The sequence below is a fragment of the Mesorhizobium sp. M0018 genome, assembly GCF_040323955.1.
GTDB lineage: Bacteria > Pseudomonadota > Alphaproteobacteria > Rhizobiales > Rhizobiaceae > Mesorhizobium.
Genome location: NZ_JAMYVL010000005.1, coordinates 38,039 through 54,103 on the forward strand (window position 1 = coordinate 38,039; position 16,065 = coordinate 54,103).

Consider the following 16,065-nt stretch of genomic DNA (forward strand, 5'->3'; position numbering starts at 1 on the left):
ATCTGCCGGAACCGGGAGAGGCCTGATGTTTATCCCGCTTTATGACACCAACCGGCTGCGGCACATCAAGCTGCAATATGTGACGATCAGCCTGATCGCGCTCAACGTGCTGATCTACTTTGTCACCACATTGGGCGGCGAGGATTTCGCCAACGCCGCGGTGATGGGCCTCGGTTTCATCCCGTCGGTTGTGCATGACAGCGTCGAGCTCGCTCCGCAATTTGTCGTCATTCCGGAGAGCCTGAGCTATCTGACCTATTCCTTCCTGCACGCGGATATCTTCCACCTCGGCGGCAACATGCTGTTCCTGTGGGTGTTCGGCGACAATGTCGAGGATGCACTTGGCCATGTCCGCTACCTCGTCTTCTACCTGCTTTGCGCCATCGCCGGCGCTTTCCTCCAGGGTCTGGTTGCCTGGGATTCGCGGGTGCCGCTGATTGGCGCGTCGGGCGCCATCGCCGGTGTGGTCGCCGCCTATCTGATCCTATATCCGCGGGTGAAGGTATGGGTGCTGGTCTTCGCGCGCATCCCGTTGCGCATCCCGGCGTTCATCCCGCTGATCCTGTGGATCCTGTTCCAGATCTTCATGTTCTCCCAGGGGGGCGAGGATCAGGTTTCCTGGGCCTGCCATATCGGCGGCATCATCGCTGGAGCCGTGCTGGTGCTTGTCTTGCGCAGCCGCGGCGTACCGCTACTCGCCGGCGCAGACGAGGAGCCAGCCGTGGTCGCCGGTCCGGCGCCCGTAGCCGGGGAGCCGGCGCCAAGCGACCCACAACCTGCGCAGCCGGCGCCGCGCTGGGGCCGGGGAAGCGTTTCCGGTCCGGACTGAACCGATTTGAGTGCTTCGCCGAGGATCCGAGTGCGCCCCGGATATTGACGCGCGGGGTCGCCGCAACTACGGAAGCGCCACCCTACTGGCGTGGCGAAGACCAGAATTCCGTCCGGAATGTCGGCTTTCGACAACTATGAAGAGGTGCACGCTGCTATAGCGCGCCCGACGAGCGTGAAGAGACTATCGTGAAAGAGGTGACAGGCAAATGAAGATCCTTGTGCCCGTGAAGCGGGTTGTGGATGCGAACGTCAAGGTCCGGGTGAAGGCGGACGGTTCGGCGGTGGAACTCGCCAACGTCAAGATGGCGATGAACCCGTTCGACGAGATCGCGGTCGAAGAGGCGATCCGGCTGAAGGAAGCTGGCAAGGCCGAAGAGATCATCGTCGTGTCGATCGGGCCGCAGCAGGCACAGGAGACCTTGCGCACGGCGCTCGCCATGGGCGCCGACCGCGCCATCCTGGTCAAGACCGACGAGCAGACTGAGCCGCTGGGCGTCGCCAAGGTGCTGAAGGGCGTCGTCGAGGCAGAACAGCCCGGCCTTGTCATTCTCGGCAAGCAGGCGATCGACGACGATTCCAACCAGACCGGCCAGATGCTGGCCGCACTTCTCGGCTGGGCGCAGGGCACCTTCGCCTCCAAGATCGTGCTCGACGGTGACAAGGCCACGGTGACGCGCGAGGTCGATGGCGGCCTGCAGACGCTGGAACTGAAGATGCCGGCGATCGTCACGGCCGATTTGCGGCTGAACCAGCCACGCTACGCGTCTCTGCCCAACATCATGAAGGCCAAGAAGAAGCCGCTCGACGAGAAGAGCCCTGCCGATTACGGCGCCGACGTCAAGCCGCGGCTTAAAGTGATCAAGACCGAGGAGCCGGGCGGCCGCAAGGCGGGCGTCAAGGTCAAGAGCGTCGCCGAACTGGTAGACAAGCTGAAGAACGAAGCCGGCGTGCTCTAAGGAAATCCGATGAGGCCCGGCCTGCAAACGGCCGGTTTCTCCGCTTCCGGTGCTCACGTACTGAAGTACGCTCCGCTCCGGTTCTCGAAACCAACCGTTTTCGACTCGGCCTGACCGGATTTCAGGAGCCTCGAAGACGAAAGTCAGGAAAACATCATGGCTATTCTTCTGATTGCCGAACACGACAACGCTGCGCTTTCCGACCAGACCGCCAAGGCGCTTTCGGCGGCGCTGCAGATCGGTTCGGACGTGCATGTGCTGGTTGCCGGCAAAGGTGCCAAGCCGGCAGCGGACGCCGCCGCCAAGCTCAAGGGCGTCACCAAGGTGCTGCTCGCCGACGCCGACGAACTGACCGAGCGTCTCGCCGAACCGCTGGCGGCACTCGTCGTTTCGCTTGCTGAGCCATACGAGACGATCATCGCGCCGGCGACCTCGTCGGGCAAGAACGTCGCGCCCCGCGTGGCGGCGCTGCTCGATGTCGCCCAGATATCTGAAATCATCGAAGTCGTGTCGCCCGACACCTTCAAGCGGCCGATCTATGCCGGCAACGCCATCCAGACGGTGCAGTCCAGTGACGCCAAGAAGGTCATCACGGTGCGTACCGCTTCCTTCCAGGCAGCGCCCGAGGGCGGTTCCGCGCCGGTCGAGACGGTCCAGGCGGCGGCCAATCCCGGCCTGTCGAGCTTTGTCGAGAACAAGCTCTCCGAGACCGACCGTCCAGAGCTGACCTCGGCCAAGATCATCATCTCGGGCGGCCGTGCGCTGGGCTCCTCCGAGAAGTTCCAGGAGGTCATCCTGCCGGTCGCCGACAAGCTCGGTGCGGCGGTTGGCGCATCTCGCGCCGCCGTCGATGCCGGCTATGCGCCGAACGACTGGCAGGTCGGCCAGACCGGCAAGGTGGTAGCGCCCGACCTTTATATTGCCGTCGGCATCTCCGGTGCCATCCAGCACCTTGCCGGCATGAAGGATTCGAAGGTGATCGTTGCCATCAACAAGGACGAGGAAGCGCCGATCTTCCAGGTCGCCGACTACGGTCTCGTCGGCGATCTCTTCGTCATTCTGCCGGAACTGCAAAAGGCGCTTTGACGCCTTCTGCCAAAGCGTATTAAATTCTGAGGGGTGGGGTAGACGAAGTCGCCCCGCCCTTTTAGTTTGCACTGCACAAAAAACGGGCCGCAAAGGCCTCGACGGGATCGGGTAATGAGCAAGATCGAAACGATCGGCATCATCGGCGCGGGCCAGATGGGTGGCGGCATCGCCCATGTGTCGGCGCTGGCGGGCTATAAGGTGCTGGTTTACGATATTTCGCCCGACCGCATCGAAAAGGGCATCGCTACGATCAGCGGCAACATGGCCCGTCAGGTCGGCTCCGGCAAACTCGAGGAAAAGCTGCGCAATGAGGCGATGGCGCGCATTTCCGCGGCACCGGCCATGGCCGACCTTGCGGGCGCCGATCTGGTGATCGAAGCAGCGACCGAGGACGAGACGGTCAAGCGCAAGATCTATGCCCAGCTCTGCCCGCAGCTCAACCCCGAGGCCATCCTGGCGACGAACACGTCATCGATCTCGATCACACGGCTGGCTTCGCAGACCGACCGGCCGGAACGCTTCATCGGCATACATTTCATGAATCCGGTTCCGGTGATGAAACTGGTCGAACTGGTGCGCGGCATCGCCACCGAGGACCAGACCTTCGAGGCGGCAAAAACCTATGTGAAGCAGCTCGACAAGACGATCACCGTCTCGGAGGATTTCCCGGCCTTCATCGTCAACCGCATCCTGCTGCCGATGATCAACGAGGCGATCTACACGCTCTATGAAGGTGTCGGCTCGGTCGACGCCATCGATACCGCCATGAAGCTCGGCGCCAACCATCCGATGGGGCCGCTGCAGCTTGCCGACTTCATCGGGCTCGATACCTGCCTGTCGATCATGCAGGTGCTGCATGACGGGCTGTCGGATTCGAAATACCGCCCCTGCCCGCTGCTGGTCAAATATGTCGAGGCCGGCTGGCTCGGCCGCAAGACCGGGCGCGGCTTCTACGACTATCGCGGCGAGCATCCCGTTCCGACACGCTGATCACCTCGCTACCAGCGCACAAAAAGTCGTCCGCCGAGCGCCCCGAGCACAGCAAGGATGGCGACCGCGATCGTATACCAGGTGCCGACGAAAAGCGGCGAATCGTCGAAGCAATGCGCCGCATAGAAGGTCGCCGCCAGCCCGCCGGCAAGCAGGCCCGCGGCCGCACCGGCAAGCACCGGCCTTGTCGGCGCGCCATGGCGCAGCACCGCGAGAAAGACGGCAAGCGGGCCGATCCCGATCAACGGAATGAAGGTCAGGCAGATGACCATGTTCGTGCCGACCAGGCGCGTGCCCCAGTCGGACGCAGGCACGGCGAAGAGTTCGAAAATCACAGCCACAATCACCAGCAGCGGCGCGGCGATCATCCAGCTCACCGCCCGGCCGGTCGATGCACCGGGCGTCGACAGCCCACGCACCAGGACAAAGGCGCTGACGGCAAGAGCAATCGTGAAGACGAATTTGGACAGGAACCGCATCGTGTGCATGGCGATCGCAATGTCGGGGCGCGGGCCGATCGTCAGCCAGAAAACCGCGGCCGCGATCACGATGGCCACGCCGGCGGCAAGCCACCAGGCGGTGCCTAGCGGCAGCGCCTTGCTGCGGGCATCGGCGTCAAGCGCCCTGATGAAATCTTCGGTCCTCATGTTATTCTTATTCCCGCCCCGCCCTGAACCGTTTGGCAATGGCGGCAAGCCCGCGGTGCAGTGACACCCGCACAGCCGTCTCGCTGATGCCGAATTTGGCCGCGGTCTCACCGATTGACCGGCCTTCGACCGATACGGCCGAGACGACGGAACGCTGTGCCGGCGACAGGCTGTCGAGCGCCCGGTTGACGTCGCGCTCGCTCACCGTCTCCGATTCCGGCTCGGCAAAGGTCTCGGCGATTTCGTCGATCTCGATCTCGATCCGCCGACCGCGCCGCCGGAACGCATCGATCAGCTTGAAGCGGGCTATTGCATAGACCCAAGGCAGCACCGGCGCATCATGGCGCCAGGTGTGTCGTTTCACATGAATGGCCAGCAAGGTTTCCTGCACGACATCCTCGGGATCCACCCCGCCCTGCACGATCTTGCGCCGGGCAAAGCCACGAACGAGCGCGGCGATCCGGTGCAGAAAGTCGGCATAGGCTCTTTCGTCTCCGGCGATCGCGGCCCGCAACAGCCGTGAAAGCTCGGCTTCGTCCTTGCCGCTCACAAGAGTTCACTCCCCGATATTCGCGTCTCGGCGCTGATTTGTTACGTGGCCGGCGAAATAATGTCCAAGGCAAATTAGCTGAGCATCACGAAAGTTTGCTCCTTTTGAGCGATTGAGTGGGCCAGCAATGTTGACTGCACCAGTCAGGTATTGATAGGTGCAGCGTGCCAAGCCAAAGCCAATCGAAATCGAGGACGACGCCATGAAATATGCTCTTTCCGCCCTTGCCGGTGCGACAGCACTTGCAATCAGCCTGATCGCCGGCCCGGCAATGGCAGAGGACGAGGGCATCGTCGTCTACAACGCCCAGCACGAAAACCTGACCAAGGCTTGGGCGGAGGGATTTACCAAGGAAACCGGCATCAAGGTTACCGTCCGCAATGGCGGCGACAGCGATTTCTCCAATCAGATCGTTGCGGAAGGCACCGCTTCGCCCGCCGATGTATTCCTGACGGAGAATTCGCCGGCCATGGCATTGGTCGAGGCGGCCGGCCTGTTCGCACCGGTCGACACCGAGACGCTGGCCCAGGTTCCGCAGGAGTACCAGCCGGCGAGCGGCAAATGGGTCGGCGTTGCCGCGCGCAGCACCGTCTTTGCCTACAACAAGACCAAGCTGAGCGCCGACCAGCTGCCCAAATCGCTGCTCGATCTCGCCGATCCGAGCTGGAAGGGCCGCTGGGCCGCTTCGCCCTCCGGCGCCGATTTCCAGGCGATCGTCAGCGCGCTTCTGCAGCTCAAGGGTGAGGCGGCGACGGCCGAATGGCTGAAGGCGATGAAGGCGAATTTTACCGCCTATAAGGGCAACAGCACGGTGATGAAGGCGGTCAATGCCGGCGAGGTCGAAGGCGGCGTGATCTATCACTATTACTACTACGGCGATCAGGCCAAGACCGGCGAGAACAGCAAGAACGTCGAGTTGCACTATTTCAAGCATCAGGATCCCGGTGCTTTCGTCTCGATTTCCGGCGGCGGCGTGCTGGCCTCGAGCAAGCACCCGAAGGAAGCGCAGGCTTTCCTGAAATGGGTCACCGGCAATGGCGGCCAGGACGTGCTGAAAACAGGCGATTCGTTCGAATACGCAGTCGGCAAGGGCGCCGAGTCCAATCCGAAGCTGGTGCCGCTGGCCGATCTGCAGGCGCCGAAAGTCGACCCGACGACGCTGAACTCGAAAAAGGTGACCGACCTGATGACGGCGGCCGGCTTGCTTTAGCCGGCGTTCGTCCTAAAAGGGCAACCGACTGCGCTCCTGTGGGAATTCGCTTTCCACAGGAGCGCTCTGTTTTCAAGATGGCATTTGCCTATGACCACAAGCTACCCGCGAGATTATCCGCCGCCGATCGTTTCCGCCTCCGGGCGGAGCTGGCGCAACGTCTGATCTGATGCAATCCGCGATCGATCTCGCACGCCCAGGCTTGCCGGCCGACGCCACGGCCGTGCGGGCACGTCGTTGGTCGGTCTCATGGATTGCGTTGGCTGCCGTCTTTGTCTCGCTTTTCGCGCTGCTGCCGCTTGCCTTCATCGTCTGGGTGGCGGTGCAGACCGGCTGGGAAACGGTGGCGGCGCTGGTGTTCAGGCCGCGCGTCGGCGAGCTTCTGGTCAACACCAGCCTGCTGGTGGTGCTGGCGGTGCCGATCTCGATCGTGCTGTCGGTCACGCTGGCCTGGCTGACCGAGCGCAGCGATCTGCCGGGTGCCCGCCTATGGGCCTGGCTGTCGGTGGCGCCGCTCGCCATTCCGGCCTTCGTCCACAGTTACGCCTGGGTCACCATGGTGCCCAGACTGCACGGCCTGTGGGCCGGCGTGCTTGTGTCGGTCATCGCCTATTTCCCCTTCCTTTATCTGCCGGTGGCGGCGGCATTGCGCCGGCTCGATCCCGCTCTCGAGGATGCAGCGGCAGCCCTTGGTCTCGGCCCGTGGCGTGTGTTCAGGCGTGTCGTGCTGCCGCAGCTCCGGCTCGCTATTTGCGGCGGCTCCCTGCTGGTCGGCCTGCATCTCCTGGCCGAATACGGGCTCTATGTCTTCATCCGCTTCGACACCTTCACCACCGCGATCGTCGACCAGTTCCAGTCGACCTTCAACGGTCCCGCCGCCAACATGCTGGCCGGCGTGCTGGTGACCTGCTGCCTTGTGCTGCTCGGGCTGGAGGTGCTGGTGCGCGGCGAGGAGCGCTATGCCCGCGTCGGTTCGGGTGCTGCGCGCCAGCAGCAGCGCACGGGCCTTGGGCGCGCCACCATTCCTTGCCTGCTGCTGCCTGCCATTACCACGCTGCTGGCGCTCGGCGTGCCGTTCGCCACTATCGGCCGCTGGCTCATGGCCGGCGGCGCCGATGTCTGGCGGCTCGACGAGATCGGCCTGGCGCTTGGCCAAACGCTGTTCCTAGCAATTGCCGGCGCGCTGCTTGCCACCGTCGCGGCAATGCCGATGGCGTGGATTTCGATCCGCGCGCCGGGGCGGCTGCAACGCGTCCTGGAGGGCTGCAACTATATCGTCGGCGCGTTGCCCGGCGTTGTCATCGCCCTGGCGCTGGTCACCATCGCCGTGCGTATCGCCATGTCGCTCTACCAGACCCTGTTCACCATCCTGGTCGCCTATGCGCTGATGTTCCTGCCGCGCGCCCTGATTAGCCTCAGGGCGTCGATCGCACAGGCGCCGGTCGAGCTCGAACGCGCCGCCTCCAGCCTCGGCCGGTCGCCGCTCAAGGCGCTGTGGTCGACGACCATCCGCCTGTCGGCGCCGGGCGCCGCAGCCGGCATGGCGTTGGTCGCGCTGGGTATCATGAACGAATTGACCGCAACCCAGATGCTGGCGCCCAACGGCACCCGCACGCTGGCCATGGCGTTCTGGTCCTATAGCGGCGAGATCGACTATGCGTCGGCGGCGCCTTATGCCCTGATCATGGTGGCGATGTCGCTGCCTTTGACCTGGTTGCTCTACGTCCAGTCGAAGCGGATGGCCGGGCGATGAGCTTTCTCGAGCTGAGCGGCATCCACAAGCACTACGGGCCCGTCGCAGCACTTGCCGGCGTCGACCTCAGCGTGGCCAGCGGCAGCCGTACGGCAATCGTCGGGCCGTCCGGTTGCGGCAAGACCACCTTGCTGCGGCTGATCGCCGGCTTCGAGGCGCCGGACCAGGGCCGCATCGTGCTTGATGGCGAGGTGCTGGCCGATGGCGACACGGCCGTGCCGGCGCATCGCCGCGGCATCGGGCTGGTGGCGCAGGACGGCGCTCTATTCCCGCATCTGAGCATCGCCGCCAATATCGGCTTCGGCATGGGCCGTCACGAGGAAAAGCGCAGTGAGCGCATCGCCGAGCTCGCCTATGTCGTCGGGCTGGACAAAGGTATCCTGAAGCGCCGTCCGCACGAACTCTCCGGTGGCCAGCAGCAGCGCGTCGCGCTCGCCCGCGCTATGGCCATGAAGCCGCGGCTGATGCTGCTCGACGAGCCGTTCTCGGCGCTCGACACCGGCCTGCGCGCCTCGATGCGCAAGGCCGTGGCCGAGCTCCTTGAAACCGCCGGCATCACCACCATCCTGGTCACCCACGACCAGGCCGAGGCACTGTCATTCGCCAGCCAGGTCGCGGTGATGCGCGACGGCAAATTCTCGCAGGTCGGCACGCCGCGCGAGCTCTATTTCAAGCCGAAGGACAGGATGGTCGCCGAGTTCCTTGGTGACGCCATCGTCCTGCCGGCAAGGATCGCCGATGGCTTTGCCATCTCGCCACTCGGCCGCATCGCTGTCGACAGCTCGGAGCGGCGCGACGTCGCCCGCATCATGCTGCGGCCGGAGCAGGTGTTGCTTAAACGCACATCGCGTGAAGGCATGTCCGGCACGCCGGACATGCTGTTCGGCGAGGTGACGGAATCGGAGTTCGCCGGCTCGATGTGCACCATCGCGGTGCGTCTGTTGAACAGCCCCGATCCGCCCGACGCCGCCGCCATCGGCAATACGCCGTTGATCCTGCGCAAGCCGGGCATGGACGCGCCGGCGATCGGCGAGATCGTCCGGCTGACCGTGTCGGGCAAGGCGCATGTGTTTGCCTGAACGGTTTTGCGCAAGGCCGACTTCAATCGACCCGTTTGCCCGCCTGATCGAACCAATGCAGCTTTTCGGACCTGGCCACGACGCGCAATTGGTCGCCTGGCTTGGCGCTGGCGCGGCCTGAGACGCGCACCACGATGCGGCTGCCGGCTGCCACGCAATGGAGAAAGCTTTCGGCACCGACCGGTTCGACCGCTTCCACTGTTGCCGGCAGTGCGAGCGCGCCGGCCGGCGCCTCTGCCGCGAAGGTGATGTCGGCGTCCTCCGGACGAAAGCCTAGTGTCACTGCCTTGCCCTGTCGAGGCGCCAAGCCAATCACAGTACCGTCCGCCAATACCGAGCTTGGGGAGGCCCCTGTGAGCGCCAGCAGATTCATCGGCGGTGCGCCTATGAACGAAGCGACGAAGGTCGAGGCCGGTTTCTCGTACACATCAAGCGGCGCGCCGGTCTGCTCGACCAGGCCGGCGTTCATGACGACGAGGATGTCGGCCAGCGTCATCGCCTCAAGCTGGTCGTGCGTGACATAAACCGAGGTGACGCCAAGCGAGCGCTGCAGATTCTTGATCTCGATGCGCATCTGCCCGCGCAATTTGGCATCGAGGTTGGACAGCGGTTCGTCGAACAGGAAGACCTTCGGGTTGCGCACGATGGCGCGACCCATGGCGACGCGTTGGCGCTGACCGCCGGAAAGCTCGCGCGGGCGCCGGTCGAGCAGCGCCGAAAGCTCCAGCACCTTGGCAGTCGAGCGTACCCTGCTGTCGATCTCGTCATTCGGCGTGCCGCGGTTGCGCAGGCCATAGGCCATGTTGTCATAGACCTTCATATGTGGGTAGAGCGCGTAGTTCTGGAACACCATTGCGATGTCGCGCTCGGTCGGGCCAATGGCGTTGACCACCTTGCCGTCGATGGCGACTGTACCGGCAGAAATCGTCTCCAGCCCGGCGATCATCCTCAGCAGCGTAGACTTGCCGCAGCCGGAGGGGCCGACCAGCACGCAAAGCTCCTTGTCGGGAATGGCGATGGAAACGCCCTTCACGGCCTCGACGCCGCTGGGATAGATTTTCCTGACATCCTTCAGATCCACGGTCGCCATCGGCTTCTCACTTTTCGGATTCGACCAGACCGCGCACGAACCAGCGTTGCATCAGCACGACCACCAGGATCGGCGGCACGATGGCCAGCATTGCCGTGACCATCACCAGGTGCCATTGGGTGTCGGCATCGGCGAAGGAAACCATCTTTCTCAGCGCGATGACGATGGTATTCATGTCGTTGCTGTTGGTGACGAGCAGCGGCCAAAGATACTGCGTCCAGCCATAGATGAAGAGGATCACGAACAGCGCGGCGATGTTTGTCCGCGACAGCGGCACCAGAATATCGAAAAAGAAGCGCCATGGCCCGGCACCGTCGACACGCGCCGCCTCCACCAATTCGCCCGGTATGGTCATGAAGAACTGGCGAAACAGCAGCGTTGCGGTGGCTGAGGCGATCAGCGGGACGATCAGGCCGGCATAGGTGTCGATCATGCCGAGATCGACCATCACCTTGTAGGTCGGCAGGATGCGCACCTCGACTGGAAGCATCAAGGTGATGAAGATCAGCCAGAAGAAGGTCATGCGCAGCGGAAAGCGAAAGAACACGATCGCGTAGGCCGACAGGATCGAGATGAAGATCTTTCCCACCGCAACGCCGAGCGCCATGATCATGGTGTTGAGGAGCAGCCTGCCGACGCTGACCCCGCCGATACGACCGATGCCGCCGAACAGCGCCTCGCTGTAATTGTTCCATAGCTGGCCGCCGGGCAAGAGCGGCAGGGGCGGCCTGAGGATCGTTTGCAGCGTGTGCGTCGAGGCAACGAAGGTGTAGTAGATCGGAAAAGCCACGATCAATATGCCGAGGATGAGCACGGCATGGGCGATGAAGGTGCGGAGCGGGGACTGGCCGATCATCGCTGCCCTCAGCCGTAATGGACTTTGCGTTCCACATAGCGGAACTGGATCACTGTGAGCGCAATGACGATGGCCATCAGGATGACCGACTGCGCCGCCGAATCGCCCAGGATCAGATTGACGAAGCCGTCATTGTAGACCTTGTAGACCAGCGTCTCTGTCGTCTTGCCCGGCCCGCCGCCGGTGACGGCATGAACGATGCCGAACGTGTCGAACAGGGCATAGACGGTGTTGACGACCAGCAGGAAAAAGGTTGTCGGCGCAAGCAGCGGGAAGACGATGGTCCAGAAGCGCTTGGTTTCGCCGGCGCCGTCCATGGCCGCCGCTTCGATCAGCGTTTTCGGCACCGCCTGCAGGCCGGCGACGAAGAACAGGAAGTTGTAGCTGATCTGCTTCCAGGCAGCAGCCGACACCAGCAGGATCATGGCGTGGGTGCCGTTGAGCAGCGGGTCCCATACGACGCCGAGGCTTCTCAGCAAATAGGCCAACGAGCCGATCGAGGGATTGAACAGGAAAAGCCAAAGCATGCCGGCAATCGCCGGCGCCACGGCGTAAGGCCATATCAACAGTGTGCGGTAAAGGCCTTTGCCGCGCACGGCCTTCTCGGCCATGACCGCGAGCAGCAGGGCCACAACCATGGCAACGATCGCGGTCGCAAGAGAGAACACTACTGTGACCTTGATCGAGTTGAGGTAGGCCGGATCGGCCAGCACCTTCCGGAAATTGGCAAACCAGACGAACCTGCTCTTCAGCCCGAATGGGTCTTGCCTGAGCATCGACTGGTACAGCGCCTGACCGGCCGGCCAGTAGAAGAAAACCAGGGTGATGGCGAGTTGTGGCGCCACCAGCAGGTGGGGCAGGATCTTGTTGGGAAAGACGACGCGTGGAGACAGGCTGATTTCCCTCGCTATCCAGGCATCGCCCGCGCGAGCTCGCGTGGGCGATATTCCAACCGACTAACTGAGATAATCCCGTCAGTTCTCCAGCGCTTCCTTGATCGCCGCGTTGCCGCGCGCAACCGCATTGTCGAGTGCCTGCTGGGCGGTTTGCTGGCCGGCCAGCATCTTCTCCAGCTCCTCGTTCTGGATATCACGCACCTGCGGCAGATTCGGCAGGCGCACGCCCTTCGAATTGTCGGTCGGCGACTTGCCGATCATCTGCAGGATGGGTGTCTCGCGGCCGGGGTTCTTGTCATAGAAGCCTGATTTCTTAGTCGCCTCGTATGCCGCGAGCGTCACTGGCAAATATCCCGACTTCTGGTACAGATATTCCTGCACATCGGTCTTGGACAGATAGGCAAAGAAGGCCGCGACGCCCTTGTATTCCTCGTCCGACTTGTTGCCGAACACCCACAGGCTGGCACCGCCCGGCGTCGTGTTCTGCGGGGCACCCTTGGCGTCACTGTCGTAAGGAAGCTGGCCGATGCCATAGTTCATGCCGGACTTGACGATATCGCCGAGGCCGCCCGACGATTCGGTGAAGATGCCGCATTCGCCGGCGAGGAATATCTGCTTGGCTTCGGAGGTGCGCCCGCCATATTTGAATGTGCCGTCCTTGGCCAGGTCAGCGAGCGCCTGGAAGTGGTTGACGAAAATCGGCGCATTGATCTTGAGTTCGACATCACCGCCGGCCAGGCCATTCTGCTGGGTGGCCCAAGGCACGTCATTCCACGCCGCGAAATTCTCCAGGTGGATCCAGGTCAGCCAGGTCGAGGTATAGCCGCAAGGGGCGGCGCCGCTCGTCTTGATCTTCTTGGCAGCTTCCCACACCTCGTTCCACGTCTTGGGCGGATTGTTCACGTCGAGGCCTGCCTTCTGGAAGATGTCCTTGTTGTAATAGAGGATCGGCGAGGAAGAGTTGTAGGGGAACGATAGCATGGTGCCGTCCGGCTTCGAATAATAGCCGACGATGCCGGGCAGATACTGGCTCTTGTCGAAAGTCATCCCGGCGCCGGTCATCACATCGGCCACCGGCTTTATCGCACCCTCGGCCGCCATCATCACGCCGGTGCCGACGTCGAACACCTGGAGGATATCTGGCGCTTGCCCGGCACGAAAGGCAGCGATGCCGGCATTCAGCGTCTCCGGATAGGTGCCCTTGAACACCGGAACGAGCTCATAGTCGCTCTGGCTGGCGTTGAAATCCTTGGAGATCTTGGCGACGACCTCGGCGTTGGCGCCGGTCATGGCGTGCCACCAGCTGATCTGCGTGACGGCGAAGGCGGAGGTGGTGGAAAGCAGGGTCACGGTGGCGGCGATACCGGCCGCAAAGCCGAAGAACTTCATGTTTCATCTCCCGTTTGTCATTGGCGAAAGGGGGCACCTCCGCAAAGCCAATATGTGGCGCTGATGACAATGGGACAACGGTTTTGTTGCGGATCAATGAACACCATTTCTTCCTAAAGTGCACTCGCTACCGAAAGCGCGGCGTCAGAAACGACATCACCGCCTTTTCGGCGCGGCATCGGTTTTCCCCCGAAAAGACCCGCCTCATGGCCCGCGGGTTAACCATTCGTTAAAATCTCCAAGAGCTAATCCGTCACACCTCCCCTGTTAGTTTTGGCAGACCGAGTGAACAGGATGCTGACGGTCTATAATTGTATCGTAAATCAGCACGACCTGAGACTGGTTGCGCTCGCTGCACTCGTCTGTGGAATTTCTTGTTTCTCAGCAGTTAATCTCCTTAAGCATGTCGGCCGATCGACCGAGCGAAACCGGCTTGTCTGGCTGATGATCGCCGCGGCCTCGACCGGGTTCGGCATATGGGCGACGCATTTCATCGCCATGACCGCGTTTACGCCGGGAATACCGAACGCATACAATCCGGGATTATCCGCCTTTTCGCTTGCCGCCGCCGTTATCATGACCGCGCTTGGGATGTGGGTCGCCACCTTGCGCCGCGGCATCGACCATTTCCTCGTCGGTGGCGCCATTCTGGGCGGCGCCATCGCGACGATGCACTACATCGGCATGGCAGCTTTCGAGGTCGAAGGCCGGCTCGTTTGGAACCTGCTCCTTGTCGCGATATCGCTTCTGGCCGGCGTAAGCCTCGCGGCACTGGCGCTTCTTGTCGTCTTGCGCCGCCCGTCAGCGCTCGCGACTCTCGGCGGCGCCGCGCTTTTGACGCTGGCCATTTGCAGCTTGCATTTCATCGCGATGGCCGCGGTGTCGATCATTCCGGATTCCTCGATTGAAATATCCGAACATTCCATCGAGCCCATTTCCCAGGCCTTTGCCGCAGCGGTCGCCAGCCTGGTAATCCTTGTGCTGTCGGGTGCCGCGCTGTGGATCGATCTGCGCTTTCGCCACCAGAAGCTCGAGGCCGATCGCATGCACGATCTCGCCAATGCGGCGGTGGAAGGTCTGATCGTTTGCGATGGCACCCGCATCGTCAGCGCCAATGACAGTATGGCGAAGCTGACCGGAACAGCGACAGCCACCCTGAACACGATGCAACTCGGCGAGCTTTTCGACGGACAGAGCGCAGCCGATATGTCCGGCTTCGGCGAACAGGCGCAGGAAGCGAAGTTAAGGGGCAGCGACGGCGCGAGAATTCCTGTCGAGCTGATCGCCAGGAGAATCACCTACTGCGGCAGGCCTCATACGGTGCTTGCCGTTCGCGACATCCGTGAGCGCAAGAAGGCAGAACAAGAGATCCTCCGCCTCGCGCATTTCGATCCGCTTACCGGGCTTGCCAATCGGCGGAGCTTTTCTTCCCGGCTGGAAGCAGAATTCGCGTCGATGGATCGTGGCGGCAAGGATGGATATCTGGCGCTCCTGCTGCTTGACCTCGACCGGTTCAAGCAAGTCAACGACCTCTACGGCCACAGCGCCGGCGATGCTATGCTGCAGAAGCTGGCGCACTGCATTTCCGGCATCCCGCGCAACGGACAGATGCTCGCGCGTCTCGGCGGCGATGAATTTGCCATCATAGCTCCGAACCTCCCCGACCCCCTGGCCGCAGGCCGGATAGCCGAGGACTTGCTGGCGGCGATCCGGGAGGAAAACAGGGTTTCGGTCGGCTCCGGCCTCGTCTCGGCCAGCATCGGCATTGCCTTCTTTCCGCTGGATGCCGAAGACCAGGCCGGCCTGATCAGCCATGCCGACACGGCACTCCATCGCGCCAAAACCGAAGGCAGGGACACTTATCGGTTTTTCGAGATGGCCATGGGCACCGCGGCCCGCGACAAGCGCGTGATGGAGCATGAATTGCGCCAGGCGATCGCCCGCAAGGAGTTCCACCTCGTCTATCAGCCGCAGAAGGAGATCCGCGGCGGCAGGATGATCGGCTTCGAAGCCCTGGTCCGTTGGCAGCACCCTGAGCGGGGTGACATTTCTCCGGCCGTTTTCATCCCGGTGGCCGAGGACAGTGGCGCTATCGCGCAGATCGGCGACTGGGTGCTGACGACGGCTTGTAACGATGCTGTTCGCTGGACAAACCCGCTGATGGTCGCCGTCAACGTCTCCGCCGTGCAACTTCACAATCCGAATTTCAGCCGCAAGGTGCACGACGCATTGACGAGATCCGGCCTGGCCCCCGGCAGGCTCGAACTGGAGATCACCGAAACGGCCCTGGTGAAGGACATGCCGCGCGCGCTGGCAACCTTGAGGCAGGTCAAGGCGCTTGGCGTGCATGTGGCGATGGACGATTTTGGCACCGGCTATTCTTCGCTGTCCAACCTCAGCGCCTTTCCCTTCGACAAGATCAAGATCGACGGGTCGTTCATCAAATCGGTCGACAAGAACGCCCAGTTCGCGGCGATCGTTCGCGCCGTGCTGGGGCTTGGACGCGGTCTCGGCCTACCGGTTCTGGCAGAAGGCATCGAGACGCCGGGTGAATTGCAATTCCTAGACGCCGAGGCTTGCGAGATCGGGCAAGGCTACTACCTCGGCAAACCGGCTCCGATCGAGACATTCGGGGAACTGACGGGCGTGGCCGCTCCGGCAATCCGCACCGCCAGCCGACGCGGCGCAAGCATTGCCGTGCTCAAGCCGCGCCTGCGCACGGTCTGAGC

General features: G+C 62.7%; 14 protein-coding genes. 8 read left to right on the forward strand and 6 right to left on the reverse strand.

Annotation, left to right across the window (positions count from 1 at the left end):
• Positions 1-25 precede the first annotated feature (25 nt).
• From NKJ81_RS08505 to NKJ81_RS08520, 4 genes are all read left to right on the forward strand, one after another.
• Entirely contained in the window at positions 26-829 is an 804-nt protein-coding gene (locus tag NKJ81_RS08505) for a rhomboid family intramembrane serine protease (RefSeq protein ID WP_352540182.1), read from the forward strand.
• A gap of 208 nt (positions 830-1,037) precedes the next feature.
• Positions 1,038-1,787 (forward strand): electron transfer flavoprotein subunit beta/FixA family protein, encoded by a 750-nt coding sequence (locus tag NKJ81_RS08510; protein WP_023677947.1) that lies wholly within the window; start codon positions 1,038-1,040, stop codon positions 1,785-1,787.
• A gap of 156 nt (positions 1,788-1,943) precedes the next feature.
• Entirely contained in the window at positions 1,944-2,873 is a 930-nt protein-coding gene (locus NKJ81_RS08515; protein ID WP_023677946.1) for an electron transfer flavoprotein subunit alpha/FixB family protein, read from the forward strand.
• A 114-nt stretch (positions 2,874-2,987) separates the two neighbouring features.
• Positions 2,988-3,866 carry a 3-hydroxybutyryl-CoA dehydrogenase gene (locus NKJ81_RS08520; protein ID WP_023677945.1) on the forward strand — a complete coding sequence of 293 codons (879 nt, stop codon included), beginning with the start codon at positions 2,988-2,990 and terminating at the stop codon, positions 3,864-3,866.
• Between the two features lie 8 nt (positions 3,867-3,874).
• Here NKJ81_RS08520 and NKJ81_RS08525 read toward each other — a convergent pair whose 3' ends face one another.
• The gene (locus tag NKJ81_RS08525) at positions 3,875-4,513 is read right to left on the reverse strand and encodes an NrsF family protein (protein WP_352471395.1); all 639 of its coding nucleotides are present in this window, start codon (positions 4,511-4,513) and stop codon (positions 3,875-3,877) included.
• A 7-nt stretch (positions 4,514-4,520) separates the two neighbouring features.
• The gene (locus NKJ81_RS08530) at positions 4,521-5,063 is read right to left on the reverse strand and encodes a sigma-70 family RNA polymerase sigma factor (RefSeq protein WP_352489432.1); all 543 of its coding nucleotides are present in this window, start codon (positions 5,061-5,063) and stop codon (positions 4,521-4,523) included.
• 202 nt (positions 5,064-5,265) lie between these two features.
• Between NKJ81_RS08530 and NKJ81_RS08535 the strand changes: the two genes are divergently transcribed.
• From NKJ81_RS08535 to NKJ81_RS08545, 3 genes are all read left to right on the forward strand, one after another.
• Positions 5,266-6,273, forward strand: coding sequence for an iron ABC transporter substrate-binding protein (locus NKJ81_RS08535; protein ID WP_352540183.1), 1,008 nt, complete (start codon positions 5,266-5,268; stop codon positions 6,271-6,273).
• Between the two features lie 169 nt (positions 6,274-6,442).
• Positions 6,443-8,026 carry an ABC transporter permease gene (locus NKJ81_RS08540; RefSeq protein WP_352540184.1) on the forward strand — a complete coding sequence of 528 codons (1,584 nt, stop codon included), beginning with the start codon at positions 6,443-6,445 and terminating at the stop codon, positions 8,024-8,026.
• Positions 8,023-9,105 (forward strand): ABC transporter ATP-binding protein, encoded by a 1,083-nt coding sequence (locus tag NKJ81_RS08545; RefSeq protein WP_023677939.1) that lies wholly within the window; start codon positions 8,023-8,025, stop codon positions 9,103-9,105. The genes NKJ81_RS08540 and NKJ81_RS08545 overlap by 4 nt, the downstream gene beginning before the upstream one ends.
• A 22-nt stretch (positions 9,106-9,127) precedes the next feature.
• Here the strand turns inward: NKJ81_RS08545 and ugpC are convergent, their stop codons facing one another.
• The 4 genes from ugpC to ugpB form a co-directional block, all read right to left on the reverse strand.
• Positions 9,128-10,195, reverse strand: coding sequence for a sn-glycerol-3-phosphate ABC transporter ATP-binding protein UgpC (gene ugpC / locus NKJ81_RS08550; protein ID WP_352452447.1), 1,068 nt, complete (start codon positions 10,193-10,195; stop codon positions 9,128-9,130).
• A 7-nt stretch (positions 10,196-10,202) separates the two neighbouring features.
• Complete coding sequence (gene ugpE / locus NKJ81_RS08555; RefSeq protein ID WP_352540185.1) at positions 10,203-11,051, reverse strand: sn-glycerol-3-phosphate ABC transporter permease UgpE; 849 nt, start codon at positions 11,049-11,051, stop codon at positions 10,203-10,205.
• 8 nt (positions 11,052-11,059) lie between these two features.
• Positions 11,060-11,944, reverse strand: a complete 885-nt coding sequence (gene ugpA / locus NKJ81_RS08560; protein WP_352540334.1) for a sn-glycerol-3-phosphate ABC transporter permease UgpA — start codon at positions 11,942-11,944, stop codon at positions 11,060-11,062.
• Positions 11,945-12,025: 81 nt separating this feature from the next.
• Positions 12,026-13,336 carry a sn-glycerol-3-phosphate ABC transporter substrate-binding protein UgpB gene (ugpB, locus tag NKJ81_RS08565; protein ID WP_352540186.1) on the reverse strand — a complete coding sequence of 437 codons (1,311 nt, stop codon included), beginning with the start codon at positions 13,334-13,336 and terminating at the stop codon, positions 12,026-12,028.
• A gap of 294 nt (positions 13,337-13,630) precedes the next feature.
• On the opposite strand from ugpB, the gene NKJ81_RS08570 reads away from it, so the two are divergent.
• The gene (locus NKJ81_RS08570) at positions 13,631-16,063 is read left to right on the forward strand and encodes a bifunctional diguanylate cyclase/phosphodiesterase (protein ID WP_352540335.1); all 2,433 of its coding nucleotides are present in this window, start codon (positions 13,631-13,633) and stop codon (positions 16,061-16,063) included.
• Positions 16,064-16,065: the final 2 nt, after the last annotated feature.

Bases quoted from the DNA above. Each gene is read 5' to 3' on its own strand.
- NKJ81_RS08505 (WP_352540182.1), top strand. From the start codon at position 26: ATGTTTATCCCGCTTTATGACACCAACCGGCTGCGGCACATCAAGCTG.
- NKJ81_RS08510 (WP_023677947.1), top strand. From the start codon at position 1,038: ATGAAGATCCTTGTGCCCGTGAAGCGGGTTGTGGATGCGAACGTCAAG.
- NKJ81_RS08515 (WP_023677946.1), top strand. From the start codon at position 1,944: ATGGCTATTCTTCTGATTGCCGAACACGACAACGCTGCGCTTTCCGAC.
- NKJ81_RS08520 (WP_023677945.1), top strand. From the start codon at position 2,988: ATGAGCAAGATCGAAACGATCGGCATCATCGGCGCGGGCCAGATGGGT.
- NKJ81_RS08525 (WP_352471395.1), bottom strand. From the start codon at position 4,513: ATGAGGACCGAAGATTTCATCAGGGCGCTTGACGCCGATGCCCGCAGC.
- NKJ81_RS08535 (WP_352540183.1), top strand. From the start codon at position 5,266: ATGAAATATGCTCTTTCCGCCCTTGCCGGTGCGACAGCACTTGCAATC.
- NKJ81_RS08540 (WP_352540184.1), top strand. From the start codon at position 6,443: ATGCAATCCGCGATCGATCTCGCACGCCCAGGCTTGCCGGCCGACGCC.
- NKJ81_RS08545 (WP_023677939.1), top strand. From the start codon at position 8,023: ATGAGCTTTCTCGAGCTGAGCGGCATCCACAAGCACTACGGGCCCGTC.
- ugpC (WP_352452447.1), bottom strand. From the start codon at position 10,195: ATGGCGACCGTGGATCTGAAGGATGTCAGGAAAATCTATCCCAGCGGC.
- ugpE (WP_352540185.1), bottom strand. From the start codon at position 11,051: ATGATCGGCCAGTCCCCGCTCCGCACCTTCATCGCCCATGCCGTGCTC.
- ugpB (WP_352540186.1), bottom strand. From the start codon at position 13,336: ATGAAGTTCTTCGGCTTTGCGGCCGGTATCGCCGCCACCGTGACCCTG.
- NKJ81_RS08570 (WP_352540335.1), top strand. From the start codon at position 13,631: ATGCTGACGGTCTATAATTGTATCGTAAATCAGCACGACCTGAGACTG.